The organism is Ruegeria sp. CH10, from assembly GCF_056537125.1.
In genome coordinates, this window is record NZ_JBQFQY010000002.1 from 97,661 (window position 1) to 122,362 (window position 24,702).

Annotated in this window: 28 protein-coding genes; 17 read left to right on the forward strand and 11 right to left on the reverse strand. The window is 60.1% G+C overall.

Annotation, left to right across the window (positions count from 1 at the left end):
- Positions 1-18: 18 nt before the first annotated feature.
- Together ACRZ94_RS06735 and dusB are read right to left on the reverse strand one after the other, a co-directional pair.
- Positions 19-1,086 (reverse strand): two-component system sensor histidine kinase NtrB, encoded by a 1,068-nt coding sequence (locus ACRZ94_RS06735; RefSeq protein ID WP_480796961.1) that lies wholly within the window; start codon positions 1,084-1,086, stop codon positions 19-21.
- Positions 1,083-2,066, reverse strand: coding sequence for a tRNA dihydrouridine synthase DusB (dusB, locus tag ACRZ94_RS06740; RefSeq protein ID WP_480796962.1), 984 nt, complete (start codon positions 2,064-2,066; stop codon positions 1,083-1,085). The genes ACRZ94_RS06735 and dusB overlap by 4 nt, the downstream gene beginning before the upstream one ends.
- 201 nt (positions 2,067-2,267) lie before the next feature.
- Here dusB and ACRZ94_RS06745 point away from each other — a divergent pair, with 201 nt between their 5' ends.
- A complete protein-coding gene (locus ACRZ94_RS06745; protein WP_480652868.1) occupies positions 2,268-2,765 on the forward strand; it encodes a phosphatidylglycerophosphatase A family protein in 498 nt (165 codons plus the stop codon).
- Positions 2,762-3,235 (forward strand): CinA family protein, encoded by a 474-nt coding sequence (locus tag ACRZ94_RS06750; RefSeq protein ID WP_480651631.1) that lies wholly within the window; start codon positions 2,762-2,764, stop codon positions 3,233-3,235. Before ACRZ94_RS06745 ends, ACRZ94_RS06750 begins: the two co-directional genes overlap by 4 nt.
- On the opposite strand, the gene ACRZ94_RS06755 is transcribed toward ACRZ94_RS06750, so the two are convergent.
- Both ACRZ94_RS06755 and ACRZ94_RS06760 read right to left on the reverse strand, forming a co-directional pair.
- Positions 3,232-4,458 (reverse strand): hypothetical protein, encoded by a 1,227-nt coding sequence (locus ACRZ94_RS06755; RefSeq protein ID WP_480796963.1) that lies wholly within the window; start codon positions 4,456-4,458, stop codon positions 3,232-3,234. The genes ACRZ94_RS06750 and ACRZ94_RS06755 overlap by 4 nt on opposite strands.
- Before the next feature lie 6 nt (positions 4,459-4,464).
- Positions 4,465-4,872 carry an SET domain-containing protein-lysine N-methyltransferase gene (locus tag ACRZ94_RS06760; RefSeq protein ID WP_480651635.1) on the reverse strand — a complete coding sequence of 136 codons (408 nt, stop codon included), beginning with the start codon at positions 4,870-4,872 and terminating at the stop codon, positions 4,465-4,467.
- Between the two features lie 331 nt (positions 4,873-5,203).
- Between ACRZ94_RS06760 and ACRZ94_RS06765 the strand changes: the two genes are divergently transcribed.
- The 3 genes from ACRZ94_RS06765 (at position 5,204) to ACRZ94_RS06775 (ending at position 8,922) form a co-directional block, all read left to right on the forward strand.
- On the forward strand, positions 5,204-6,385 hold the full coding sequence (locus ACRZ94_RS06765; RefSeq protein WP_480796964.1) for an ammonium transporter: 1,182 nt from the start codon (positions 5,204-5,206) through the stop codon (positions 6,383-6,385).
- A gap of 141 nt (positions 6,386-6,526) precedes the next feature.
- Positions 6,527-7,207 carry an orotate phosphoribosyltransferase gene (locus ACRZ94_RS06770; RefSeq protein WP_480651639.1) on the forward strand — a complete coding sequence of 227 codons (681 nt, stop codon included), beginning with the start codon at positions 6,527-6,529 and terminating at the stop codon, positions 7,205-7,207.
- 224 nt (positions 7,208-7,431) lie between these two features.
- Positions 7,432-8,922, forward strand: coding sequence for a replicative DNA helicase (locus tag ACRZ94_RS06775; protein ID WP_480796965.1), 1,491 nt, complete (start codon positions 7,432-7,434; stop codon positions 8,920-8,922).
- Between the two features lie 3 nt (positions 8,923-8,925).
- Here ACRZ94_RS06775 and ACRZ94_RS06780 read toward each other — a convergent pair whose 3' ends face one another.
- Positions 8,926-9,462 carry a GNAT family N-acetyltransferase gene (locus tag ACRZ94_RS06780; RefSeq protein WP_480796966.1) on the reverse strand — a complete coding sequence of 179 codons (537 nt, stop codon included), beginning with the start codon at positions 9,460-9,462 and terminating at the stop codon, positions 8,926-8,928.
- A gap of 219 nt (positions 9,463-9,681) precedes the next feature.
- On the opposite strand from ACRZ94_RS06780, the gene alr reads away from it, so the two are divergent.
- The 7 genes from alr (at position 9,682) to ACRZ94_RS06815 (ending at position 16,310) form a co-directional block, all read left to right on the forward strand.
- Positions 9,682-10,716: an alanine racemase gene (gene alr, locus ACRZ94_RS06785; RefSeq protein ID WP_480796967.1), complete on the forward strand. Its 1,035-nt coding sequence runs from the start codon at positions 9,682-9,684 to the stop codon at positions 10,714-10,716.
- Positions 10,713-11,495 carry an MlaE family ABC transporter permease gene (locus ACRZ94_RS06790; RefSeq protein ID WP_480796968.1) on the forward strand — a complete coding sequence of 261 codons (783 nt, stop codon included), beginning with the start codon at positions 10,713-10,715 and terminating at the stop codon, positions 11,493-11,495. The genes alr and ACRZ94_RS06790 overlap by 4 nt, the downstream gene beginning before the upstream one ends.
- A complete protein-coding gene (locus tag ACRZ94_RS06795; protein WP_480796969.1) occupies positions 11,492-12,238 on the forward strand; it encodes an ABC transporter ATP-binding protein in 747 nt (248 codons plus the stop codon). Before ACRZ94_RS06790 ends, ACRZ94_RS06795 begins: the two co-directional genes overlap by 4 nt.
- A gap of 536 nt (positions 12,239-12,774) precedes the next feature.
- Entirely contained in the window at positions 12,775-13,227 is a 453-nt protein-coding gene (locus ACRZ94_RS06800; protein WP_480796970.1) for a paraquat-inducible protein A, read from the forward strand.
- Positions 13,228-13,375: 148 nt separating this feature from the next.
- Entirely contained in the window at positions 13,376-14,161 is a 786-nt protein-coding gene (locus ACRZ94_RS06805) for a DNA repair protein (RefSeq protein WP_480796971.1), read from the forward strand.
- A gap of 122 nt (positions 14,162-14,283) precedes the next feature.
- On the forward strand, positions 14,284-15,645 hold the full coding sequence (gene radA / locus ACRZ94_RS06810) for a DNA repair protein RadA (RefSeq protein WP_475209158.1): 1,362 nt from the start codon (positions 14,284-14,286) through the stop codon (positions 15,643-15,645).
- A 41-nt stretch (positions 15,646-15,686) separates the two neighbouring features.
- Positions 15,687-16,310, forward strand: a complete 624-nt coding sequence (locus tag ACRZ94_RS06815; RefSeq protein WP_480651654.1) for a CvpA family protein — start codon at positions 15,687-15,689, stop codon at positions 16,308-16,310.
- 41 nt (positions 16,311-16,351) lie between these two features.
- Here the strand turns inward: ACRZ94_RS06815 and ACRZ94_RS06820 are convergent, their stop codons facing one another.
- Positions 16,352-16,516: a hypothetical protein gene (locus ACRZ94_RS06820; protein WP_480796972.1), complete on the reverse strand. Its 165-nt coding sequence runs from the start codon at positions 16,514-16,516 to the stop codon at positions 16,352-16,354.
- A 422-nt stretch (positions 16,517-16,938) separates the two neighbouring features.
- On the opposite strand from ACRZ94_RS06820, the gene purF reads away from it, so the two are divergent.
- From purF to ACRZ94_RS06835, 3 genes are all read left to right on the forward strand, one after another.
- Entirely contained in the window at positions 16,939-18,462 is a 1,524-nt protein-coding gene (gene purF / locus ACRZ94_RS06825) for an amidophosphoribosyltransferase (protein ID WP_480796973.1), read from the forward strand.
- A gap of 266 nt (positions 18,463-18,728) precedes the next feature.
- A complete protein-coding gene (locus ACRZ94_RS06830) occupies positions 18,729-18,977 on the forward strand; it encodes a hypothetical protein (RefSeq protein ID WP_480651657.1) in 249 nt (82 codons plus the stop codon).
- Between the two features lie 41 nt (positions 18,978-19,018).
- Positions 19,019-19,663 (forward strand): SDR family NAD(P)-dependent oxidoreductase, encoded by a 645-nt coding sequence (locus ACRZ94_RS06835; RefSeq protein ID WP_480651659.1) that lies wholly within the window; start codon positions 19,019-19,021, stop codon positions 19,661-19,663.
- Between the two features lie 62 nt (positions 19,664-19,725).
- On the opposite strand, the gene ACRZ94_RS06840 is transcribed toward ACRZ94_RS06835, so the two are convergent.
- The 4 genes from ACRZ94_RS06840 to ACRZ94_RS06855 form a co-directional block, all read right to left on the reverse strand.
- The gene (locus ACRZ94_RS06840) at positions 19,726-20,568 is read right to left on the reverse strand and encodes an ATP-binding protein (protein ID WP_480651661.1); all 843 of its coding nucleotides are present in this window, start codon (positions 20,566-20,568) and stop codon (positions 19,726-19,728) included.
- 113 nt (positions 20,569-20,681) lie between these two features.
- Positions 20,682-21,557 (reverse strand): twin-arginine translocase subunit TatC, encoded by an 876-nt coding sequence (gene tatC / locus ACRZ94_RS06845; protein WP_480651663.1) that lies wholly within the window; start codon positions 21,555-21,557, stop codon positions 20,682-20,684.
- Entirely contained in the window at positions 21,554-22,012 is a 459-nt protein-coding gene (gene tatB, locus ACRZ94_RS06850) for a Sec-independent protein translocase protein TatB (protein ID WP_170788694.1), read from the reverse strand. Before tatB ends, tatC begins: the two co-directional genes overlap by 4 nt.
- A 6-nt stretch (positions 22,013-22,018) precedes the next feature.
- Positions 22,019-22,234: a twin-arginine translocase TatA/TatE family subunit gene (locus tag ACRZ94_RS06855; protein WP_170354368.1), complete on the reverse strand. Its 216-nt coding sequence runs from the start codon at positions 22,232-22,234 to the stop codon at positions 22,019-22,021.
- A 216-nt stretch (positions 22,235-22,450) separates the two neighbouring features.
- Between ACRZ94_RS06855 and ACRZ94_RS06860 the strand changes: the two genes are divergently transcribed.
- Both ACRZ94_RS06860 and ACRZ94_RS06865 read left to right on the forward strand, forming a co-directional pair.
- Positions 22,451-22,759 (forward strand): hypothetical protein, encoded by a 309-nt coding sequence (locus tag ACRZ94_RS06860; protein ID WP_480796974.1) that lies wholly within the window; start codon positions 22,451-22,453, stop codon positions 22,757-22,759.
- A gap of 15 nt (positions 22,760-22,774) precedes the next feature.
- The gene (locus tag ACRZ94_RS06865; protein WP_480796975.1) at positions 22,775-23,446 is read left to right on the forward strand and encodes a helix-turn-helix transcriptional regulator; all 672 of its coding nucleotides are present in this window, start codon (positions 22,775-22,777) and stop codon (positions 23,444-23,446) included.
- Positions 23,447-23,509: 63 nt separating this feature from the next.
- Here the strand turns inward: ACRZ94_RS06865 and ACRZ94_RS06870 are convergent, their stop codons facing one another.
- Positions 23,510-24,676 carry a peptidoglycan DD-metalloendopeptidase family protein gene (locus ACRZ94_RS06870; RefSeq protein ID WP_480796976.1) on the reverse strand — a complete coding sequence of 389 codons (1,167 nt, stop codon included), beginning with the start codon at positions 24,674-24,676 and terminating at the stop codon, positions 23,510-23,512.
- Positions 24,677-24,702 lie beyond the last annotated feature (26 nt).

Consider the following 24,702-nt stretch of genomic DNA (forward strand, 5'->3'; position numbering starts at 1 on the left):
CTTGCTCTTAGCGGCCATTTATGATGCGTCCTTGGGTGCCCGCCGCAGCGAAATGCGAAACACCGTGCGGCCCGGAACCGAATCCGCCGAAATCCAGCCGTCGTGGTCCGAGATGATCTTGCTCACCAGCGCCAGCCCCAGACCGGTGCCATTTTCCTTGCCCGATACGAAGGGGTCAAAGATGTCGCCGCGAATTTTCTCGGGTAGCCCCGGGCCATCATCGATGATCTCGATCTGAAGCGGCAGCGAGTGACCAGAGCCGTCGCTGCGCCGCAGGCGGAAAGAATGTTCGAAATAGGTCCGCAGCCGGATGGTGCCGGCATTGGGATCGGCCGCTTCCGAGGCGTTCTTGAGCAGGTTCAGGATCACCTGCAGGAACTGGTCAGGGTCTCCGAAAGCCAGCGGCAGCGAGGGGTCGTAATCCTCGATGATCGTCATATGTGCGCCGAACCCCAGCAGCGCCGACCGCCGTGCGCGGTCCAGAACGTCGTGGATATTGACCGGTTTGAAGTCGGGCTCGGACAGGTTTCCGAACTGCTCAACCTGCTCCAGCAGCTTTACGATACGGCGGCTTTCAGCCACAATAAGATCCGTCAGTTCAAGGTCTTGCTGCGGGATATTCATGCTCAGCAGCTGAGCCGCACCGGTGATCCCGGCCAAGGGGTTTTTGATCTCATGGGCCAGCATCTCGGCCATGCCGATGGCCGATTGCGCCGCCGATTTAACCGTATTGCCCCGCGTCATGCGCCCGGCCAGTTCTCGGGGTGAGATGATCATGATCATCGACCCCGGATGCCCGACCAAGGGCGCGATCTGCAATGCGCATTGCAGCGGCGCGCGATTGCCCGACCCTGCGTCGACGTCGTTGACAAACAAGGGCGTGCCCTGACTGCGCGCGCGCTCAAACGCTTCTTCCAACGGGGCGTCGACGGCAATTTGATCCCAGACCGGATGCCCGATTACCGCCTTACGTGAGGCGTTCAGAAAGCCCTCACCGGCGGAATTGACGTCTGAAATGCGATCTTCGGGGTCAATGATGAAGGCCGGAACCGGCAGCGAGTTCCAGATGCTTTGATCCGAGTTCATGCGGCCACCTCTGCATCTGCGCTCAGCGCGTCGCCCAACAGGCGCAGAACCTCATCGCTGTCGCGCGCGGTAAGTACAGCGCGCCGCAGCGTTGCGGGCGTTCCAGCTTCGTCCATGTACCAGCCCAGATGCTTGCGGGCGACGCGCAGGCCCAGATCGGCCCCATAAAATGCCAACATCGCCTGATAATGCGCGCGCACCATGTCGATCAGGTCCTCTCCGGTGGGAATATCGGGGGCCCGCGTTCCGTAAAGCGCGTGACAGATCTGAGCCAAAACCCACGGCTTTCCTTGTGCACCGCGTCCAACCATGACGCCATCCGCACCGGATTGATCCAGAGCTTGCCGCGCTGTCGGCACGTCCACAATATCGCCATTGGCGATAACCGGGATCGACACCGCCTCTTTCACCGCCCGGATCGCGTTCCAGTCGGCGTGACCCTTGTAGAACTGGCACCGCGTGCGCCCGTGGATCGTCACCATACAAATCCCCGCATCTTGCGCACGCCGCGCCACGTCGGGCGCGTTCAGCAGGGTGTCATCCCATCCCAACCGCGTCTTCAGGGTCACCGGCACATCAACGGCGGCGACCACGGCCTCGATCAGCGTAAGCGCATGATCCGGTGTCTTCAACAGGGCCGAGCCGGAATAGCCGTTGGTCACTTTTTTAGCCGGGCAGCCCATGTTGATGTCGATCACCCGCGCGCCCCGATCTGCCACCTGTCGCGCGGCCTCGGCCATCCAATGCGCCTCGCGCCCGGCCAGTTGGACGGCAGTGTTTTCCACATCCGCCGACAGCTCGGCCCGTTCGCGGACGCCGGGTTTGGCCTGTACCATCTCCTGGCTGGCCACCATCTCGCTGACGACCATGCCCGCGCCGAACCGCATCACGAGATCGCGAAAAGGCCGATCCGTGATACCAGCCATCGGGGCCAGCAGAACCGGCGGGTTCAGGTCTTTGTCGGCAAGGTGAAGAGTCAACGTGCTTAATCCTTGGGCAGTTGCGACTTTGATATCGAATTGGGCGCATATGAACAACAAAACGGCGCCCTTCAAGCCCGCAAAATCATCACATGCTTAATTTTTAGGCAGATTACCTTGGGCGATTGCCTCTGCATTCACCGCCCCCTAAACATTGCCCTGACACGACCGGAGAGTACGCTCATGGCCTCAGCCGCCCAAATGAACGCCGCCCGCCTGATTGGCACAGTCTGCGGGGTGGGAAACCTGCGCCCCGCGCCGGGCACATGGGGGTCGCTGGCGGCCCTTCCCCTTGTGTGGGTCTTGCATACGATCGGAGGGTTTCCCCTGCTGGCGCTGGCCACGGTCGCGGTGTTCTTTGGCGGGCTGTGGGCAACCCGTGTCATGACCGAAGGGCAGGACGACCACGATCCCTCTGAAATCGTCATTGATGAAGTTGCGGGGCAGTTCATTGCGCTCTGGGCGATTTCCTACCCGTCCTGGGCGCATGGGATCGACATTACCGCGCTTTGGCCCGGCTGGGTGGCCGGGTTCCTGCTGTTTCGGCTGTTCGACATCACCAAACCCGGTCCGGTTGGCTGGGCAGACCGGCGCAATGATGCGATGGGGGTTATGCTGGATGACGTCATCGCGGGCATTCTGGCCGGGATCGGAGTGCTGATTCTGGCAGGGATCGCGCATGGGGTACTGGGCCTGTGACCGTCGCCGAGCTACTCGATCGCGCCAAGGCGCAGGATGTGATGATCGCCACCGCCGAAAGCTGTACGGGCGGCATGGTGGCCGCCGCGCTGACTGATGTTCCCGGCAGCTCAGCCGTGGTCGAGCGTGGTTTTGTCACCTACACCAATCTGGCCAAACAGCAGATGCTTGGCGTTCTGCCCGAGACGCTAGAGGCGCATGGCGCGGTCTCGGAACAGGTCGCAGGTGAAATGGCCCAAGGGGCCCTGACCCGTTCAAACGCACAGCTTGCGGTTTCGGTCACTGGTATCGCGGGGCCCGGCGGGTCTGAATTCAAACCCGAAGGGCGGGTTTGTTTCGGACTGGCCGCAGCGGGCGGCGCGGTTCAGACCGAAACAATCGAATTCGGAGCATTGGGGCGAGACAAAGTGCGCCTTGCCGCCCGCGACCATGCGCTGGCGCTGTTGATGCAGGGCCTGACCAGACCCTAGCGTTTGCGCACAAATCCCAGCACGAAAATCACCAGCAGCAGCCCAACATTTGCCGCCACAATCAACAACAGAAGTTTGGGGCCGTATTGATGTATCCAATTGGGTAGAACCGGGCTGTCGCCACGCCGGAACGACAGCAATGTCATCGCAAATGAGGAAATGGCCAGCGTATCGAGACCTGCGATAAAATACAGCAGCTTAGACTGAATTTCGAGCTGCAGTTTCGACTTCTCATCGCTGATGAAGCCAACATAGTCACGAAAATCACAGGCTGCTTGGTAAAGACTGTCGAAGTTATCCTCGACATGCCAGCGTTCGTTGGTTGAATCGTAGCAGCGCGCCAGCCACGGCTTGAGATTGGCCCGGTAGTCAGCCCGCCTTTGACGCGCGACCTGCAAAAAGAAAATCAACTCGTTCAGCGCAGTGTTCAACGCACCAATCTGCTTGCCCTGATAGGTTTCAGCCCGACCATCGGCTGTATTGACGATCTTGTTCCGAATGCGACGCGCTTTCAACCAATCCAGTTGCAGGCGGAACATCAGCGCGACGAAATAGAACTCTTCCATGAAATCCTTGCGGATAATGGCCGAGTAACTCCACCCGCCATAGATCGTCCATTCGCCGGTATCGGCCGAGGACATGACGCAATCGGACAGCACCAGTCCTTCGGCCTCGAACAAACTCGACAAGCGGGCGTGAAATGCCGCTGAGTCTCCCCCCCCCAGTACAACGTGAATGGGCGTGTCCAGATCGGCCTCGACCACCGACCCCACACGGGGCTTTAGCAGATCAATCAGGGCGTCGACAGTGGCGCGGGCCTTGGGCAGCACCTGCTGCAAATATGAGGGGCGCGGGTTCTGGGGGACGTCCGCCAGATCAGCAAAACTGGCCCCGTAGACCAGACACATATCCCCCGACACCATCAGCAACAGCTTGTAATACCACGTGCTGCACCCGGTTTCAGGCTGCGACACCAGGTCGGTCAAGTCCCATTCCAGGCAGGCATTTCGCCGCAAATCCGTCAGGCTTTTTGAGAACGCAGCCCCCGAAAACGCATGCAGCGCATCGGTATGGTTCGCATCCAGCCGCGTTTCGGAAATCTCATGCGCGGAAAGTCCGCGCAGCACCGGCCGAAGGGGCAAAATCTCACGAACGGCCGAGGACAGCTGGATGCGCGTTTCGGTCTCCAGATGAACCGGATGGATAAGGTGGTGGGTAAACATGTTATCTCAGGAGGTTCGCAAATAGGTTCCGTGCGCAGAATTCAGATAATCCTGTGGCACACCGTGTTCGAGGTAGTCCAGCGTAAGCTCTGCGCCTGCCGGGATATCCTGCCGCGCAACGATGGCCCAGTCAGATCGAAGTATTGAAAGATTAGGGGTAAAAGAATGGTTAATCAGCGCATATTGCGTCGCAAAGGGACGACACAGCACCAGACTGCCACCGATGCCGTTCCATTCCAGCCTGCGCACATCTGGATTGCGGTCGTAATCAACCACCTGCCCGTCCAGATGGCCCAGAACAGTTCCCGCAACGATGTCCGACGTTGCAAACAAGCCGGTTCCGTGAATGGCGCTTGGTCCTTCAGTGACCCCGCCCAGATTCTGGATACGCGGTCCTGACAATTCCACTCCCATTCCGGCTCCTCCTTTGGCCCTGCTTCAGCCTAAAACCCGCATTCTGCGAAAACAAGCAATGACTTGCAGTGTGGGACTGGCAAAAATGGCACCGCAGGAGGGTGATCGCCGAACAGAGCAAAGCGCCCGGTCGGCATCTGGTTTCGAAGACAAATGCTTAACATTTTTCTTTTCGCCCATCTTTTAAGCAAATCCTGAACTTTGCCGCTCATTTAATCGCCAATTCACAAAAAGCCCTTAAAACAGGCGCTGACTTGGGCTGTTGCCTCTTTTTTCCCCGCCTCTGATCCGCTTGTAACCCCGCCACGCAAGTTAAAGAGGAGACCGGCCGATGAATGGAGCCGATACAGCCTGGATCATAGTGGCAACCGCCCTGGTCCTGTTCATGACATTGCCGGGCCTCGCCCTGTTCTATGGTGGCCTCGTGCGCGCCCGCAACGTGCTGAGCGTCTTCATGCACTGCTTTTCGATCGCCTGTCTGATGAGCATCCTGTGGCTGGTCGCGGGCTATTCCATCGCCTTTGGCGACGGCGGATCGGGCCTGTGGGGCGGCTTGGGCAAAGCCTTTCTGAACGGGGTCGACGCAGACAGCCTGTCTGGCACCCTGCCCGAGGTTCTCTTTTTCGCGTTCCAGATGACCTTTGCCATCATCACCCCGGCGCTGATTGTGGGCGCCTATGTCGAACGAGTGGGCTTTGGCTTTGTCCTCACCTTCTCGGGCCTGTGGATGCTGCTGTGTTATGCGCCGGTGGTTCACTGGATCTGGGGTGGCGGCATGCTGACCGATGGCGGCATTCTGGGCGAGATCGGCGTGCGCGACTTCGCAGGTGGGATTGTGGTCCACGAAACCGCCGGTCTGGCCGCGCTGATCATCGCCGTGGTGCTGGGACCGCGCCGCAACCGCACGACCCCACCGCACAACCCCGGCTATGTCATGATCGGGGCTGCGATGCTGTGGGTTGGCTGGTTCGGCTTTAACGGCGGATCGCAACTGGCCGCTGATGGCGGTGCCGCGATGGCGATGACCGTCACGCATATCTCGGCCGCAACCGCGTCGCTGACATGGGCACTGTGGGAGCGGATCAAATACGGCAAAGCCTCGATGGTGGGTCTGGTCACCGGCACCATTGCCGGTCTGGCCTCGATCACCCCGGCCTCGGGCTATGTCGATCCGGTTCAGGCGCTGATCATCGGGGCCGTCGCAGGTGTGCTGTGCCAAGAGGCCGTCAACGTGGTCCGCAATATGCTGAACATCGACGACACGCTGGACGTTTTTGCCGTGCACGGCGTGGGCGGCATCTTTGGCACCATCATGATCGCTGTCTTCGGCCTTGGGGCCTGGACCGCGCAGCTGGGCGGTCTGGTGATCGTGGGTGTCTTTACGGCAGTTGTCACATTTGTGTTGATCAAACTGGTTGCGCTCATCACCCCGCTTCGCGTAGACGCCGAGACCGAAACAAATGGCCTTGATCTGTCGGTACACGGCGAACGGGCCTATGACATGAGCAGCTAAGCCCACCTTGGCATGCTCGGCCCGCGAGGGCACAAAGCGGACCTTTGCGGGTCCGCTTTTCTTTTGCGCGCAACCCTCTCGACTCTGGCCGCTCCAACGGGCTATCAGCCCGCAACGTCATTTCAGTCCAGAGGTCCCGTCATGATCCCCAGCTCATTCCCCGATAGCACCGAAATCGCCCGCCTGACCGCGCGCATGCTGCTGGAGATCAAGGCCGTCCACTTTAACGCGCGCGAGCCGTTCACGCTGGCCTCGGGTCTGCCCAGCCCGACCTATATCGACTGCCGCAAGCTGATCTCATACCCGCGCATCCGTTCGACCCTGATGGACTTTCTGACCGTCACCGTGATGCGCAACGCCGGGTTTGAGGCGTTCGACAACATTGCAGGCGGTGAGACCGCAGGCATCCCCTTTGCAGCGATGGTGGCGGAACGTATGGCCCTGCCGATGACCTATGTACGCAAGAAACCGAAAGGGTACGGCCGCAACGCCCGCATCGAAGGCGCGATGAGCGAGGGCGAGCGCGTTCTGCTGGTCGAAGACCTAACCACGGACGGCGGATCGAAACTGTCCTTCGTGGATGCGATCCGCGATACCGGCGCGACCTGCGGCCATACGGCGGTGATTTTCTACTACGGCATCTTCCCCGAGACTGAGAAAACGCTGGGCGACCACGGCGTGCAACTGCACCACGTGTGCACCTGGTGGGATGTTCTGGCCGAGGCCAAGGCCCAGAAAGCCTTTGATCAAGAGACACTTGAAGGTGTCGAAGCCTTCCTGAACGACCCCCGCGGCTGGCAGGAAGCCAATAAACCCACGTAAACCTCTTGTGGACAATTTGGGGATAAGCCCAGAAGAATCGGCGCACCAAGCACGATATCTGGTGACTTTCCCCACTTTTCCTACATAATAAGCTACACCCATTCAGATATCCAACCTGTCTGGAAAGTTATCCCAAGGTCTTACCCCAAGTTAGCCACAGGGATTTCCAGATGGATTGGATCGGTCATTCGCGTGTAGAACCTCAGCAGGGCAGCGGGGACAAAATGAACGAGATAAGCAGTATCGAGCAGGCAGCGGCGCAGATTCAAAACGCCGAAACCATGCCGCATTCCATTGAGGCCGAACAACAGCTTCTGGGTGCGATCCTGACCAATAACGACCTGTATGACCGGGTGGCCTCGATCATCGGGTCCGAGCATTTCTATGACCCGGTCCATGCCCGGATTTACGAGGTCGCGGCCAATCGCATCGCCAAGAACGCGCTGGCCTCACCCGTGACGCTGAAATCTTTCATGGCCGAGGATGAGGGCCTGAAGGAACTGGGCGGCCCCGCTTATCTGGTCAAACTGGCCGGGGCATCGATCAGTGCCTTCGCGGTGCATGATTATGCCCAGATGATCTATGACCTTGCCATCCGGCGCGAGCTGATCCGGCTGGGTCGCGACATCTCGGACAAGGCGGCACGGGTCGATGTGTCCAGCGAGCCCAAGGAACAGATCGTCGAGGCCGAGCAACAGCTTTATCAGTTATCCGAGCAGGGCCAGACCGAACAGGGATTTCAATCCTTCCTCAAGGCGGTCACAGAAGCCGTCAACGTCACCAACGAAGCGTATCAGCGCGGTGGTGGCATGGCGGGGATTTCCACCGGTCTGGCCGACTTGGACAAACAGCTTGGGGGCCTGCACCCGTCCGACCTGATCATTCTGGCGGGTCGTCCGTCGATGGGGAAAACCTCGCTTGCGACCAACGTGGCGTTTAACGTGGCCAAAGCCTACAAGCGCGGGACCAAACCCGACGGGTCCGAGGGCGCGATTGATGGCGGCGTGGTCGGGTTCTTTTCGCTCGAGATGAGCGCCGAGCAGTTGGCGGGCCGGGTTCTGGCCGAAGCCTCGGAAATCTCCAGCCACAAGATTCGTCAGGGTGATATGACCGAGGGTGAGTTCCGCCGTTTCGTGGATGCCGCCAAAGAGTTGGAAGCCTGCCCGCTGTTTATCGACGACACCCCTGCCCTGCCGATCTCCCAACTTGCCGCCCGCGCGCGGCGGTTGAAACGGACCCATGGGCTGGACCTGCTTGTGATCGACTATTTGCAGCTGTGCCGGGGTATGGCCGACAACCGCGTCAACGAGATCGCCGAGATTTCGATGGGCATGAAAGCCATCGCCAAGGAACTGAACATCCCGGTCATCGCGTTGTCGCAGCTGTCCCGTCAGGTTGAAAACCGCGATGACAAGCGCCCGCAACTGTCAGACCTGCGGGAATCGGGCTCGATCGAACAGGACGCCGACGTGGTGATGTTCGTGTTCCGCGAGGAATACTACAAAGAACGCGAAAAGCCCGGCGATCACGAACTTGAGAAGATGGAAGAGTGGAAGCAGGCCATGGAACGCCTGCATGGCAAAGCCGAGGTCATCGTCGGCAAACAGCGTCACGGCCCCATCGGCACGGTCGAGCTGTCCTTTGAGGCGCAGTTCACCCGGTTCGGCAATCTGGTCAAGCCCTGGCAACAGGGCGGCGAGATCGAAGGCTACTGACCCTTACCAAAGCGCTGGTTTGTTGAATGCGCTGGCGCAGCGTGACGGGCCCGCGATGGGCAGTTCAGCGCCGCTCAGGGATTGCCCCAGCCACCCAAACGGCATGCTCAGCGGCATGGGCGGTTTGGCGTCCCTTTCGGCCACCGGCTGAAAACCGGTTTTGCCATAATAGGCCGGGTCGCCATAGGTCATTGCAAAATCCACCCCCTGCAGGAGCAAGTGATCCAAACCAAAGCTGATCAGTTTCCGGCCGATCCCGGATTTCTGCCTGCCCGTCTGCACCGCAACCGGGGACATCAGAAACACCTGACGTGGATCATCCTCATAGTTCAGCCGGGTAAACAGTGTGCACCCAATCAGGTCGGCCCCGTCCAGCGCCAGCGCACCCCGCAGATCGTCGCGCGGCGTGGCGTTGAGAATATCCGCCACCAGTGCCCCTATCGTACGCCCCTCCTCCGCGCCTTCGGAATCGGCAAAAACCGTCTGGAAAAACCGGGGTATTTGATCGGTATGGGCTGCGTAATCTGCTGTCAGGTTCAACGCCTTCGACCTCGTTTTGGTTGCATCAATGACTTTGCTCTATGTCTCAAGTTGATCACAGTGCGAACACAAAGACGAGACATAGCTGAACCGCTCAAAGGCCTTTTTTCGCCAATGCCTTGGGATAGTGGCCATTCGTCGCGCAGTATCGTCACGATAAGGGTCGAAATCGCCGCATTCCCCCTTGACCTGCGGCGCTCCAATGTCATGAACAGCACCATGAGTACCGCACGATTGACGATCAATCTTCAGGCGCTGGCCAGCAACTGGCGCGCGCTGGACGCAAAGACGGCTGTCGAGACCGGCGCCGTTGTCAAAGCCGACGCCTACGGTCTGGGCGCCGGACCCGTTTCCGCAACGCTGGCCGAGGAAGGCGTGCGCAAGTTTTTCGTAGCCGTCGCCGAAGAAGGCGTTGCCGTGCGCAAGGCCGTTGGCCCCGGTCCGATGATCGCCGTGTTCTCAGGCCATATGGAAGGCGACACCGATCTGCTGCGCGATCATGACCTGACGCCACTGATCAACGCGCCCGAGCAATTCGCGCGCCACCAGCAGGCTCTGCCCGATCGGCCCTTTGGGATTCAACTCGACAGCGGCATGAACCGCCTGGGGCTGGAGCCCGCCGACTGGGCCGAACTGCGCCCCAAGGCCGAGGCACTAAACCCCGTCGTGGTCATGTCCCATCTGGCCTGCGCGGATGAGCCCGATCATCGGATGAACGCGCAGCAGCTGAACACCTTCCGCGCGATGACCGAAGGTGTCACCGCACCAAGGTCGCTGGCGGCCACCGGAGGCACCTTGCTGGGCCCCGAGTTCCACTTTGATTTCTGTCGCCCCGGCGTGGGGCTTTATGGTGGCATGCCCTTTGCGGACGCAAAACCTGTTGTCACCGCCGACCTGCCCGTCATTCAGGTCCGCTCGGTCGAGGTGGGTGAGACCGTGGGCTATGGCAATAGCTGGGTGGCAAAACGCCCATCGCGGATCGCGACCGTAGCCGCAGGCTATGCGGACGGTCTGCACCGCGCCATTGGCGGCGGCATCGATACCTTCGCGGCAGGCAAACCCTGCCCCGTGGTTGGCCGGATCTCGATGGACCTGATCACCGTCGATGTCACCGACCTGCCCGAAGACCCCGAGCGTCTGCGTATTCTGAACGGCCACCAGACCGTCGATGATCTGGCCGAGGCGGCGGGAACCATCGGGTATGAAATCCTCACCTCGCTTGGTGCGCGCTATTCCCGGGGCTACGTGGAATGAACCCTCTTGATATGCTGGGCGGTCTGGGCCGTGCGGTCCTGACCCTGTTTGCGACATTCGGCAAAGTGGCGCTGTTCACGGTGGATGCGATTTCTCACATCTTCCGCCCGCCGTTTTATCCGCGTGAATTCGCCATGGCGCTGCTGAATATCGGCTGGCTGTCCCTGCCGGTGGTTGGCCTGACGGCGATCTTCACCGGCGGCGCGCTGGCCCTGCAAATCTACGCCGGCGGGGCGCGCTTTAATGCCGAGGCCGTGGTGCCGCAGATCGTCGCCATCGGCATGGTGCGCGAGCTGGGCCCCGTTCTGGGCGGGCTGATGATCGCGGCGCGCGTGACATCGTCCATTGCCGCCGAGATCGCCACCATGAAAGTGACCGAGCAGATCGACGCGCTGGTCACCCTGTCCACCCATCCGATGAAATACCTCACCGCCCCGCGCGTTCTGGCCGCGATCCTGACCGTGCCGGTTCTGGTGGCCGTAGGCGATGTGATCGGCATCGCGGGCGGCTATCTGGTGGCAACGCAAAGCCTGGGCTTCAACCCCGCCGTCTATCTGCAGAACACGGTGAATTTCCTGGAACTACACGACGTGCTGACCTCGCTCGCCAAGGGTGCCGCCTTTGGCCTGATCACCGCTGTCATGGGTTGTTATTACGGCATGAACTCGGGCCGTGGCGCGCAGGGCGTTGGCCGGGCCACCAAATCCTCGGTCGAGGCTGCGGCGATCATGATCCTCGCCGCCAACTTCATTCTGACAGGGGTGTTCTTTTCGGTATGATACGGCTTGAAAACGTCCACAAAGCCTTTGGCGACAATCACGTGCTGCAGGGCATGAACCTTGAGATCCCCAAGGGCACGTCGATGGTCATCATCGGAGGGTCAGGCACCGGCAAATCGGTGGCGCTGAAATGTATCCTGGGCTTGATCAAACCCGACAGCGGCATGATCTATGTGGACGGCAAAGACGCCGCCAAGGGCGACCGTGACGCGTTTCTGGCCCGGTTCGGGATGCTGTTTCAGGGCGCTGCACTGTTTGACTCGCTGCCCGTCTGGCAGAACGTCTCGTTCCGCCTGCTGCGCGGCCCGCTGAAACGCCCCGCCGAATACGCCCGCGAGATCGCCATCGAGAAACTGCGCCGCGTCGGCCTGAAATCGGACGTGGCCGACCGGTTTCCGTCCGAACTGTCAGGCGGCATGCAAAAACGCGTCGGGCTCGCCCGCGCCATCGCCGCCGAACCCGAGATCATCTTTTTCGACGAACCCACCACCGGGTTGGACCCGATCATGTCCGGCGTCATCAACGACCTGATCCGCGAGATTGTGACCGAGATGGGCGCCACCGCCATGACCATCACCCACGACATGAGTTCCGTCCGCGCGATTGCCGACAATGTGGCGATGCTGCACGGAGGAGTCATCCAGTGGACCGGTCCGGTCAGCCAGATGGACGCATCGGGTGATCCTTATGTGGAGCAGTTTATCAGTGGCAGTGCCGAGGGGCCGATTGAGGCGGTGCGTTAAGTACCTTCCTGCTGCCGTTCGCTTTTCAATTGATCATAAGCCCGTTTAGCGTAGTCATATCTCAGCAAGTAGTGCCCACTAGCAACTACAAAGTCCGGAGCCTGAATTCGGATTGCATCCAGTGTTTGCGTCAAATGCGTACCCGAAACTGGTATATATTCGGGATCTTCGCCAGAAAACTTGTTGTAAATCCGTCCTCCAAACCAATTGGCCCTTTGTCTAGCACGGTTCGTTTCGTACAACCGGAAATGCAGCACTCCAAAAAGCTGCTCCCGGTCGAAGGGCAATCTGTCAGCAGCCGAACTGCCGGCGGACAGAAGAGCGCCTAGTCCTCCTGTCGACGCATTAGAGACACCTTTGCTCAGTGCAGACGGACCGTATACGATTTTTATCACAGGATCAGGCACTGCAACTCCAAGAAGAATGACTATGCCCTAAAACACTTAAACATGGGCAATTGCGACCTCAATGAAAAACTTGCGACTGGATTTGTCGGCCCATAGATGTTGGCAACAAGAACCGGATTTACCAACGCAATGACCCTCCGCCTCGCCACCCTCTCGCTGCTGATCCTCTACCCCATCGCATGGTTCGCCCCGCTGATGCGCGCCGGTCTCCTCCCCATTTTCGGCCTCAGCGAAATCAGCGTCATCACCGGCCTGCAATCATTGTGGAAATCCGACATCTTCCTTGCGCTGGTGGTCACCGTCTTTGCCCTCGTGGCACCTTTTGTCAAAACCATTGGCACCGCCCTGATCCAATGGAACCTGATGGACCCGCGCGTTCAACCCGCGCTCAACATCCTGGGCAAGCTCGCCATGGCCGACATCTTCCTGATTGCACTCTACATCACGCTGGCCAAGGGCATCTCATACGCCACCATAGAAACCGCCTGGGGTCTGTACCTGTTTACCGCCTGCATTCTGGCCTCGCTTGCCCTCGGCTATATTACCGAGATGACATTCAAATCACGAAATCCTCAGAGCTAATTGATTGAAAACGTTTATCTGAGTATCATCTTAATATTTCGAGCAGCAAGTTTTGTAGTTTACGGATCCGCAGCGGATCATTCTGTGTGTTTTTGATGTCTCCGCTAGGGTCCGGTCTTTAACCGGTTCTAGAAGGAGATCGTCAACCATGACCACCTTCCACAACATAACATTGCAATTTCAGAATGCCTTTTTAAGACTGACTTTTTTCCTGATCTGCGCGGCCGCATTGATGGCCGTTGCCACGACACTTTTATCCGCCTTTGGGGTTTTGCCTTGGCTGTCCATGCAAGCCGGATTCGGGGCGGGCCCCGCAACCGACGCGGGAATGTTCATCCAGATCGGCCTGACGGCTTTGGTCCTGATGCTGGCGTTCTACCTGCCTGCAAATGGCCGTATGATGGCGCTGGAAAACAACCACCGCAAGTTTGCTTTGAACATGCACGACATCACGCAGGCTTACCAGGTGGCCCATGCCGCCGACCGCGAGGGCCTGTTCATGATGTCATCCGAGTTTGACGCGGTAAAGGAACGCATGGCCTTCCTGCGTCATCACCCCAACCTGCAATCGCTTGAACCCGAAATCCTGGAAATCGCCGCTCAGATGAGCCAGATCAGCCAGGAACTGGCAGATACCTATGGCGATACACGCGTCACCCGGGCCCGCACCTTCCTGCAACAGCGTCAGGAAGAGATCGAGCTGTTCCAGCAGCGTCTGGAAGAGGCGCAGGTGATCCAGAATGAACTGCGCCAATGGACCCGCGATGTCGAGATGGAGGAAACCATCGCCCGTTCGCAACTGTCCCGCCTGCGCGATGAACTGTTTGAACTGTTGCCCGAGCTTTCGGCCCAGTTGCAGACCGCGCCCAATGACAGCGCGGCCAAAACCTCCAGCGTCATCGCCATGTCGCCCCCGCCCCGCGCGGCCGAGTAAGGCGCGCCAGCGCCCGCCGCGGACGATGGCCCCTTGGGGCCTGAGGACGCGGCGCCCCACCGGCGGTGAGGAAAGCCCTGCAAGGGCTTGAAGAACCGCCCGTCCTCGGGCACCAAGGCCGCATGGCAAAGACGACTTTCTCCTGCTCGGCCTGTGGCGCGTCCCATTCGCGCTGGTCCGGGCGCTGTGACGCCTGTGGTGAGTGGAACACGATCACCCAGGACGTCCCCCTTTCGGCTGGCCCCGCCAAGAAATCCCTCGGTGGCAAGCGCGGCCAGTCCATCGCACTCACGGACCTGTCCACCGAGGAAACGCCCCCGCCCCGCACCCTCTGCGGGGTCGAGGAACTGGATCGCGTGCTGGGCGGCGGCCTTGTCCCCGCCTCGGCCCTGCTGGTGGGCGGAGATCCGGGCATTGGCAAATCCACCCTGTTGCTGCAGGCCGCCGCCCGGTTTTCGCGCGCAGGCGTCAAAACCATTTATGTCTCGGGCGAGGAAGCCAGCGCTCAGGTGCGTATGCGCGCGCGTCGTCTGGGGCTTGAGGATGCACCGGTGCAACTGGCTGCTGAAACCAACCTGCGCAACATCCTCACCACGCTTGAGGCCGAAAAGCCCGGCCTTGCCATCATCGACTCGATTCAGACCATGTGGGCGGACAATGTGGACAGCGCCCCCGGCTCAGTGTCACAAGTCCGGGCCGCTGCGCATGAATTGACCACGTTTGCGAAACGACACGGCGTCTCGATCATCATGGTCGGCCACGTCACCAAGGAAGGCCAGATCGCAGGCCCCCGGGTGGTCGAACACATGGTCGACACGGTGCTGTATTTCGAGGGCGAACGCGGTCACCAGTTCCGCATCCTGCGCGCCGTCAAGAACCGTTTTGGCCCTGCGGATGAGATCGGCGTGTTCGAGATGACAGGGAAAGGGCTGGCACAGGTCACCAACCCCTCGGCCCTGTTTCTGTCGGAACGCGGCACCCCCAGCCCCGGCTCGGCGGTCTTTGCCGGGATCGAAGGCACCCGCCCTGTTCTGGTGGAATTACAGGCACTTGTGGCCCCGTCGCCGCATTCTCAGCCGCGCCGCACGGTTGTCGGCTGGGACAGCGGGCGGCTGGCGATGATCCTTGCGGTGCTCGAAGCCCGCTGCGGCATCCCCTTTGCCGGGCTCGACGTATATCTGAACGTCGCCGGCGGGCTGAAGGTCAGCGAACCTGCCGCCGATCTGGCAGTGGCCGCCGCATTGCTGAGTGCCCGCGAAGACACAGCCCTGCCCGCGGATACCGTTGTTTTCGGAGAAATCTCGTTATCCGGGGCACTTAGGCCGGCCCCGCAAACCGAAAACAGGTTGAAAGAAGCGCAAAAACTTGGTTTCACATCGGCCATTGCTCCGGCGGGTGGCAAAACCGGCACTGTGGCAGGTCTGACACTCACCCGACCCTCTGATTTGGTGGGGTTTGTTGGCGAAACCTTCGGAGCAGGTTAAGATAACGCCTTGAGGGGCTGAAAAAAATACAGGCGAGGGCCATGGAAGGTTTTACAATTATCGACGGGGTGGTAGCCCTGATTATCGTCGTGTCAGGCCTTTTGGCCTATTCACGCGGATTTTTACGTGAAGTTTTGGCCATTGCAGGCTGGGTCGCAGCCGCCGTATTGGCCTTTATTTTTGCACCCCAGGTTGTTCCGCTGGTCAAAGAGATTCCGGTCGTCGGAGATTTCCTGCGCGACAGCTGTGAATTGTCGGTCATCACCGGATTTGCCGCCGTCTTCGCGGTGGCACTGATCGTGGTCAGCATCTTCACCCCGCTGTTCTCATCGATCGTACAGCGCTCGGCCATTGGCGGTCTGGATCAGGCACTTGGCTTCTTCTTCGGGATCGCGCGCGGCATCCTGTTGGTGGCCATCGCCTTCTTTGTCTACGATACGGTAATGACCGGTCAGTCTTATACAATCGTGGACGAAAGCCGCTCGGCCAAGGTGTTCGAACAGTTCAGCGACCGGATCGAAGAACAGAACCCAGAACAGGCGCTGGGTTGGGTCACACAGCAATATGAAGAACTGGTGGCAAGCTGCGGTGCACATTCCGGCAGCCCCACGCCGGAACCCGCGGCTCCGGCCACGGAAGAGGCCGCCCCCGCAACAACCGAATAAAAGAAAGCCCGGCAATGACCGGGCTTTTTCTTGTCTGCCTGTCAGACGCGTTCGTTGATGAACCCTTCCCCGCCGCAGACACTACACCGGGTGTTTTTCAGGCCAAAGCACCCCTCACACCGGCCCATGATCGGTGCGCCGTGGATATCGCGGGTCTTGATCACCTCGCCGGACCCGTTGCAGATCGGACAAGGCGAACGCCCCATCCCCCGGCACCGATGGCACCGGCGCTTGATGGTTTCTTCTTTCTTTTGTCCCTGCTTGTGTTGCCACATGGCTCGGCCTCGTTCGTTGTCAGATGTCTTTCGACCTTCAGACTTGCCATTATGACAGCACAAGCCCGGTCCCATGTCACCTTTTGATGCCTCATCCGGCAAAATCCACCGGATGAAAGTAACAATTGTGATCCTTTGATGACACAGCCCTGCTAAGGCAGTATGTGGAGGCCGAACTGACATGGAATCGGAGTCACCGATCTTGCTGCACCTGTTTTCCTTCGCGCCCACCCGGTCATCGACGGCGCGTTTGCATCCGCGGCCCTTGCGGCCACACGGTGCGCAGGTTCGCCCATGCAGAGGTTCAGATCATCACCGCCAGTGACAGTGTCGCAGAAATTTGGAGCCCGTAGATGTGTGGGATTTTGGGGATCGCAAGCAGGACACATGATGTCTTTGCGGAAATCTATGACGGGCTGCTGATGCTGCAGCACCGGGGGCAGGACGCCTCGGGGATCGTCACCTATAATGACGAGTTCTTTCGCGAGAAAAAAGCCAACGGTCTGGTCAAGGATGTGTTCAACGCCCAGGACGCTGAGACCCTTCTGGGCAAAATCGGCATGGGCCATGTCCGCTATCCCACCGCAGGCTCGCTGAGCGCGTCCGAGGCACAGCCCTTCTTTGTGAACGCGCCTTACGGGATTTATCTGGTCCATAACGGCAACATCACAAACACCGCTGAACAGCGCGAAAAGGTAACCGCAAAGTACAGCCGCCATCTGCGCACCACATCGGATTCGGAAATTCTGCTGAACGTGCTGGCCGACAAGGTGGCCGATGCGATCAAGGTGAACGGCAATGCCGAGCCGATCCGCAACCTGTTTGCCGGCGTCAAGATGACGATGGAGCGGGTTCAGGGCGCCTATTCGGTGATCTGTCTGGTTGCGGGCGTTGGCATGCTGGCCTTCCGCGACCCTTATGGCATCCGCCCCCTGTCCGTCGCCAAGCGCGATGTGGACGGCGACGGAGACGATTATGCCTTTGCGTCCGAGGATGTGGCTTTTGGCATCAACGGGTTCGAAAAGCTGCGCGATGTGAAACCCGGCGAGGCGATCCTGATCGATCTCGACGGCAATATGCACAGCTTTCAGGCGGTCGAAGGGCAACTGACGCCCTGTATTTTTGAATATGTCTACCTGGCGCGCCCGGATTCGTTGCTGGATGGCGTGTCGGTTTATAAAACCCAAATGCGCATGGGCCAGACCTTGGCGCGGCAGATCGAGGCGGCAGGGCTTGAGATCGACCGTATCATCCCGGTCCCCGACAGCGCCCGCCCCGTCGCGCTTGAGGTCGCCAAGGCCACTGGCATCCCCTATCGCGAAGGTCTGGTGAAAAACCGCTATGTGGGTCGGACCTTCATCATGCCCGGTCAGGAAGAGCGTCAGAAATCCGTGCGCCGCAAGCTGAACGCCGTTCCGCTTGAGTTCAAAGGGCATAATGTGCTGCTGATCGACGATTCAATTGTGCGCGGCAACACGATCAAGAAGATCGTGCAGATGTGCCGCGAGGCCGGTGCCAAAAAGGTCTATATCGCCAGCGCTTCTCCACCGGTGAAATTCCCGAATGTCTACGGGATCGACATGCCCACCAAGCATGAGCTGGTTGCCAATGGCAAAGAGATCGAAGAAATCCGTCAGGAACTGGGCGCAGACGCGCTGTTTTATCAGAATCTCGACGACCTGATCTGGGCCGCCAAAGAAGGCAACCCCGAGATCGAGACGTTCGACTGTTCCTGCTTTGACGGCAATTACATCACCGGCAGCGTCAGCGGTGATTACCTGGACAGCCTGGAAAACAGCAGCCGCGTCACCAAAAAGCGCGCGGATATGCAGGTGCCAGGCGGGTCATGGAACGCGGCAAAGCTGGCATCCGGCTAGGGCACCAATCGAATCGCAGTGTTCAAAGGCCCGCACCCACCTGTGGCGCGGGCCTTTATTTTGCGCGGCTTCGACCTGCATGAGTGGGATTTCGCGCACAACCCTTTGGGGAAGAAAACGCAATCCCAAAGGCTTCGTCAGGGGGCAGATTGCTGTCGGTTTCGTGAACGGGGGTTGGGGTTTTTCTCACTGCCGGGCTTTGCTAGGCCATCGTTCACCAACCACTCACAACAAGGGGTCGGGCCGCTGCGGCCGGGCCACATTTCATGTCTAACGCCACTGTCAAAAGCGCGGCCACGCAAAAAGGCGCGCTCAAGAAAAACGCGGTCTCGGTTCTTGGTGTTTTCGGACCCAAAGCCGAGATGAACGCGCTGATGCGCCTGTCTTCGGGACGCGTCAAAAAGGTTAAGCTGGGCAGCCGTGTGTCATCCGGCACGGTTGTCGCCATCGACGAAGACGGCGTCATGCTGCGACAAAGCGGCCAGACACGGCGCATCGCGATACCCGGCAGCTAATCTGGCTTGACGCTTTGGGCGCAGGGGTTCAAACCGCTGTCATGACCGATCAGACCAAAATTGCCCTTATCACCGGGGCCTCACGCGGGCTGGGCGCGGCCTTGGCCGAGGCGCTGGCACCCGAATACCACATTGTCGCCGTCGCCCGCACCACCGGCGGGCTGGAAGAGCTGGACGACCGCATTCAGGCCAAAGGCGGCGCGGCCACCCTCGCCCCGATGGACATCGCCGATCCGAACGCCATGGCAACCCTGTGCCGAGGCATTCATGACCGCTGGGGCAAGGTGGATCTTTGGCTGCACACGGCAGTTCATACGTCGGCCCTGACGCCTGCCAATTTTGTTGATCCCAAGGAATGGACCAAGGCGATGAACATCAACGCCACGGCCACTTCGATTCTGATCCCGTACATCGCGCCGTTGCTGGGTGAAGACGGCCATGCCGTTTTCTTTGACGATCCCAAGGCGGGTGAAAAATTCTATGGCATCTATGGCGCGACCAAGGCGGCACAGATGGCTTTGGCACGCAGCTGGGCGTTGGAGACCGAGAAGACCGGGCCGCGCGTGTCGATCGTTGAACCCGCGCCTATGCCCACCGCAGTGCGCGCACGGTTCCATCCCGGTGAGGATCGTGAGGGTCTGACCAGCCCGGCAGATGAAGCGGCGCGCATTCTGGCATCGCTGTAAAGGATGGCCCTTGCGGGCCATGCCTCCGGCGGGGATATTTTTGGACAGATGAAGCGGGCGGGTTATCCGATATGGGTTCCGGTACGCCCGGCCAGATCGACGAAGAATTGCCATGCCACACGGCCCGAACGTGCGCCGCGGGTGGCTTGCCATTCGATGGCTTCGGCGCGCAGGGTTTCAGGATCGGCGGAGACCCCGTAAGCGGCGCAATAGCGGTCGATCATGGCGAGGTATTCGTCCTGATCGCAGGGGTGAAAGCCCAGCCACAGGCCGAAGCGGTCCGACAGCGAGACCTTTTCTTCCACCGCCTCAGACGGGTTGATGGCGCTGGAGCGTTCGTTTTCGATCATGTCCCTTGGCATCAGGTGGCGGCGGTTTGACGTGGCGTAGAACACCACGTTTTCCGGGCGGCCTTCGATGCCGCCATCCAGCACCGCCTTGAGCGATTTGTAGTGCTGGTCATCATGGCTGAACGACAGGTCATCGCAGAACAGGATGAACCGGTGCGGCGCGGCGCGCAGGTGGTTCAGCAGGCGCGCGACCGAGCCCATATCCTCGCGCTGAAGCTCGACCAGTTTCAGGTCCGGGAAATCCGCCTGCAGGGAACCGTGAACCGCTTTGACGAGGCTGGACTTTCCCATACCCCTTGCGCCCCAAAGCAGTGCGTTGTTGGCCTTGAATCCGGCCGCAAAGCGCCGCGTGTTGTCCAGCAGGGTGTCGCGGGACCGGTTGATGCCCACCAGCAGATCAAGGTCGACCCGGTTGACCTGTTTGACGGGTTCCAGCCGGTCTGGGTCCACATGCCAGACAAAGGCCGGGGCCGATGCGAAATCGGGGGCCGCCAGAGGTGCCGGGGCCATCCGTTCCAAAGCGTTGGCGATGCGATTCAGGGCGTGGTCGTCCATGGGGGCCTCCGGGTGTTTTGGCGTTCAAACCACGTTCGAGGCAGCGCAACAAGAGCCCGAAACGAAAAAGGCGCGCCCGGAGGTGGCGCGCCTTTTCATTGCTTGAGGCAGGGTTACTTGCCGTCTTCTTCGCGGACGATCTCTTCGTCGGCTTCTTCTTCGTCGTCATAATACCCGTCGGCGCGCAGCTGTTCTTCGCGCTTTTTCTCAACACGGGCGACGAGGAAGATCGAGATTTCGTAAAGCCCGTAGACCACCACAAACAGGATGACCTGCGTAATCACGTCCGGCGGGGTGACCAGTGCGGCCAGCACCAGAATGGCGACCACCGCGTATTTGCGGACCGACCCCAGCCCTTCGGCCGATACCAGCCCGGCCTTGCCCATCAGCGTCAGCAGAACCGGCAGCTGGAAACACAGACCAAAGGCTACGATGAACTTGATCGTCAGGTTCAGATATTCCTGCGCCGAACCCTGGAACACCACGCTCAGCGGTGCTGCGGTTGCGCCTTCGGTTACGGCTTCGCCTTCCGCTCCGAATTGCTGGAATCCCAAGAAGAAATCATATGCCAACGGCGTGACCACGTAAAAGGCAAAGCTCGCGCCCAGCAGGAACATGAAGGGCGAAGCCAGCATGAACGGCAGGAAGGCGTTCTTTTCCGACTTGTAAAGCCCCGGTGCCACAAACCGCCACATCTGCATCCCCAAATAGGGGAAAGACAGAATGAACCCACCCAGCAGCGAGACTTTGATGGCGACAAAGAACCCTTCCTGCGGCGAGATGAAGATCAGCCCGCAATCCTGCCCACGTTCGGCCAGAACATCGCACAGCGGATGCGTCAGAAAGTTAAAGAGCGGCGTGGCCACCGTGAAACAGATGATCATTCCGATCAGAAACGCCACAACGCAGTGGATCAGCCGCGTGCGCAGTTCCGCCAGATGCTCGATCAATGGGGCCGAGCTGTCCTCGATCTCGTCGGTATTCGTCATGTCTTGCTTTCGGTTTTCAACGCGGCTTCGGCCTCTTCGGCCTTGGCCAGCGCATCGGCAGCTTCCTTGGCCTTGCGCTCGGCCGCGGCGCGCGCGGTCGAGGCCTGGATCTTCTTGGCCTGCTCTGCCCGTTCAGCCGCCAGCTTGCCGGTCTCGCTCTCGGGGTCGAACTTGGTCGGGTCGATGCTTTTGGCCAAGTCCTGCGCGGCCTCTTTCACGCCATCCATGGCGCTGCCCACTGGGTTGGTGGCCGCGTTCAGACCCTTCTTGATCTCGTTCACGCCGGCCTGATCAGCGGCCTCGTTCATGGCGCTGGAAAACTCGCGCGCCATGCCACGGGCCTTGCCGACAAAGCGCCCCACATTGCGGAACAGCACCGGCAGGTCCTTTGGCCCCACAACGATCAGGGCAACAACGCCGATGACCAGAAGCTCGGTCCAGCCCAGATCAAACATCTGCGCTTAGGCCTTGTCTTTGTCGGTCTCGGGGGTGACGTCCTTGGCCATCTCGGACGCGTCCTGCTCCAGCTCATCCGCGCCTTCCTTGACGCCCTTCTTGAACGAGGTGATGCCCTTGCCCACTTCACCCATGAGCGAGCTGATCTTGCCGCGGCCAAACAGCACCAGCACCACAACGGCGATCAGCAGCAGACCGGGAAGGCCGATATTGTTAAGCATGTCTTGTCTCCTTCTGCATCGGCGCAGCGCGCCGGGACTATTATCTGGAACTGTGTCTACGCCTGCTGGGCGGCTGGCAAAAGTGCGCCAGATCAAATCCGACCGCGAATGTGAACGGATCATGCGGTTTTTGCCCACTGGCAATTCTCAACTGACAGGTTTATGTCAGTTGGTAAGGCGTAGAACACCCCTGTCTCAAGCAAACAGGAGCGTCACGTGACACAAATCGCTGAATCCGTCACCTTCAAACTCGCAGCCGGCGTAACACAGGAAGAGTTCGTTAAGATCATGAAAGGCACGGAATCTTTCGTCCGCAACGCAAAGGGATTTGTTTTCCGCCGTCTCAGCGCGGGCGAAGACGGGCTTTGGACCGATACGGTCATCTGGGATGACATGGACAGCGCCCAGGCTGCGGCTGCCGCTTTCCCTCAGCAGGATTTCGCACCCGCCGTAATGGGGGCCATCGCGCCCGACACGGTCACCATGCGCCACGATGCGATTCATTGGAGCATCAGCGCCTCATGACAAACAGGACACCCGATGCGCCGCACCGACCGGCTGTTTGACATCATCCAGATCCTGCGCGACGGCAAACTGCACCGCGCGCAGGACATCGCGGACCAGCTTGAGGTGTCGGTCCGCACGATCTATCGCGACATGGACACTCTGGTGGCCTCGGGCGTCCCGGTCGAGGGCGAGCGCGGCGTGGGCTATATGGTGCGCGAACAGATCACCCTGCCCCCTCTGAACCTGACACCAGCCGAGCTTGAGGCGCTGAACCTCGGCATGGCCATCGTTGCGCAGGCAGCCGACCCCGATCTGAAGGCCGCCGCCGAAACACTGGCCGACAAGATTGATGCCGTCCTGCCCACGCAGGTGGTGGCCGAGGCCGATGCCTGGAAATTCGCCGTCTATCCCTTTGCCGATGCTGCGCGCGGGCTGGCGCATATGGCTCCGATCCGCGCCGCCATCAAATCGCGCCAGAAACTGCACCTCAGCTACCGTCGCATCGACGGCATCCTGACCGACCGCACGATCCGCCCGCTGCATATGGAATATTGGGGCCGCGTCTGGACCCTGACCGCCTGGTGCGAGCTACGCGAGGGTTTTCGCACCTTCCGCATCGACCTGATTGAATCCGTACGGCCCCTGCCCGAACTGTTCACCGACGAACCCGGCAAACGCCTGAGCGATTTTGATCCACAGGGCTGATCCGCCCTTCATCTGGCCAAAAATATCCCCGCCGGAGGCATGGCCCGGACCGGGCCATTCCCCTCACTTGAAATAGGGTTCCGGATCAACGGACTCGAACCCCTGACGCACCTCGAAATGCACATAGGAATTATCTCCGCCCCGCAGGGCTGCGATCTGCTGTCCGCGCCGCACCCGGTCGCCTTTTTTGACTGAGACCTTGTCGACATTGGCATAAACTGTCAGCAAGTCATTATTGTGCTTGATCACGATGATCGGCACCTGGTCGGCATCCGCCGTAATCGCCGCAACGGTTCCGGCCTCTGCCGCTTTGACAGGCGTGCCCGGCGAGGCGGCAATGTCGATGCCTTCGTTCTTGCCCTTTTCATAGGTCCGGATGATCGTCCCGGTAACCGGCAAACCAAGGGCAGAGTTGCTCTGGTTGGTCGGCGCCTCGGCCGTAACATCAGGTGCAGGCACAGCCGGTGCAATCTCTTCATCGGGCAAAGGCTGGGTGGCGCTCGGCGGTGTCGGGGTGGGTGATCCCTGCCCCGGCTGCGTGACATTGGTCGCGGGCACAGCCGCCGGTTGCGGCGCAGGCTGGTTCTTGATCGGGATCAGCAGGAACTGTCCTTCGCGCACGGTGAATTCGGTATCCAACCCGTTCCATTCGGCCAGCGCATCAACCGGCACATCGTAAAGGCGCGAGATGGTAAAGGCCGTCTCGCCCCGTTTAACCTGATGGCGGATCGGTTCAGGTCCCGATGCGACAGGCGGTGTCGGAGCTGGAGCCGCCGTCGGCTGGGCAGGCTCCAGTGTCGAAGTGCGGACGCTTCCATCCGCCGGGGCCTCATCAATCGCGGTTCCGGCAATAGTGGCGATATCGACCGTGTTGGCCGCGCTGACGGTGCGCGGCAAGGCAATCACTTCGCCATCGCGCAAGGGATCGGTGGGCTGCAATCCATTGAAACTGGCCAGTTCCGTCACCGGCAGACCAACCCGCGCGGCCACATCGCCAACCGTGTCTCCCCGACGGGCAACGGCCACTTGATAATTGGGATAGGTGATCACCCCGCGCGCATCCGGCGCCGGGCGGCTCGCGGTCACGGATTGTGCGGCGTTGGCGGTCGAAAATCCGCCCACATTGCCCCGCAGGTCATAGTCGAACGGGCCTTCGCATCCGGCCAGAACGGCGACAACCACAACCCCTGTCGCGCAGCGAAGCATCGCTGATTTGGAAACTGCTCTCATTTTACTGTCCTCGGCACCTGCCCCTG